We start from the raw sequence: 1,244 nt of genomic DNA, 5'->3' as shown, positions 1-1,244 counted from the left end.
GCGTCGGGGTGCTCCGTCGGGGTGATCCGCACCGCGTACGGGTTGGGGCCCGCCGTCGCGTCCGGCGTGCGCGGCGGGGCGAAGGTCAGCTCCACCGTCCCCGTCGTCCCCGGATACAGCCGCAGGGTCTGCGGCTCCACCGTCGTCCAGGGAGCCACCTCCCCCACCGGCTCGAACCGGTACTCGTCCACCACATCGCCGGTATTGCGCACCCTCAGGCGCACGCGCGTACTGCTGCCGGGGTCCACGGTCGCGGACGCGGGCTCCAGGGAAGTCCACAGGCTCACGCGGCGAGGCTACGGGTGAACCCGCCGCGCGTCAGCGGCAGTCGGGGCAGCGCTCGCTGCCCCAAGGTGCCTGGCCGGGCGGCTGCCCGGCCCGCGGGCTCAGTCCTTGTTCGGGTGGATGATCTCCCACTCCTGGTCGTCGGTGTTGGTGCAGTCGGCGATGTTCAGCGGGGTCTCGGTGCCGCCGTTCTGGCCCTTCACGTTCAGGCACGTGTTGTTGCTGGCGAAGTTGCGGATCCAGTAGGCCCCGCTCTCCTGCTTGTCGGCCCACCAGAGCTGGTTGTCGGCCTTCGTGCCGTCGCAGTGGAACTCGGCGACCCCCGTGCCGACGGGACGGGCGCCGTACTCCCCCAGGTCCATGCAGAACTGGTCGGTGGCGTTGCGGATCTGGAAGAGCGGCACCCCGCCGGGGCCGCCCTTCGGGTCCTTCACTTCGAGGTGCCAGTACTGGTTGTCGCCCTCTTCGTGGCAGTTGGCCTGCTGGACCACGCCGTTGATCCGGCCCTTCTCCCGTCCGGGGACGTCGGCGCACATGTGGGTGGTGGTGTTGCGCAGCATGACGTTCCTGGCCGGCACCACGGGCTTGTCGGCCGGTTCGGCGGGCTTCCCGGCTCCGCCGCCTCCGTCTCCCGAGCCGTCGCCGCCACCACCGCCGTTCCCGGACTTTTCGGGGGCCGGCTGCTCGGGCTCCGGCGCCGCCGGTGCGGACTCGGCGGCGCTGGGCAGGGTCTGCGGGGTGGCGCTGGGGCTGGGGGCCAGCGCGGCACCGGCCTGCTGGGTCTGCTCGGTGGCGCTGGTGCGGACCTGGGGCTTGTAGGCGATCCAGATCATCACGAACGCGAGCGCGAGGGCCACGGAGACGCCGAGGAACGTGGCCAGCCAGCGGGGCAGGAAGCCGCGCTGCACGTACGTGCCCTCGACGTCGGTCGGATCGACGCCGGAGCGGCGCACCGCCAG

Annotated in this window: 1 protein-coding gene and 1 pseudogene; both read right to left on the bottom strand. The window is 72.3% G+C overall.

Going from position 1 to position 1,244, the window contains the following annotated elements; all coding sequences use genetic code 11:
• Positions 1-287 (bottom strand): annotated as a pseudogene (locus tag EV562_RS34950) (hypothetical protein); the annotation flags it as partial.
• 99 nt (positions 288-386) lie between these two features.
• Positions 387-1,244: RICIN domain-containing protein (locus tag EV562_RS34945; RefSeq protein WP_166662171.1), on the bottom strand; the 858-nt coding region annotated here is incomplete at its 5' end.

Source organism: Streptomyces sp. BK208 (genome assembly GCF_004364245.1).
In the GTDB taxonomy this organism is placed as follows: Bacteria; Actinomycetota; Actinomycetes; order Streptomycetales; family Streptomycetaceae; genus Streptomyces.
The sequence above is the reverse complement of the archived record's forward strand: the minus strand, read 5'-3'. Positions and strand labels throughout refer to the sequence as shown.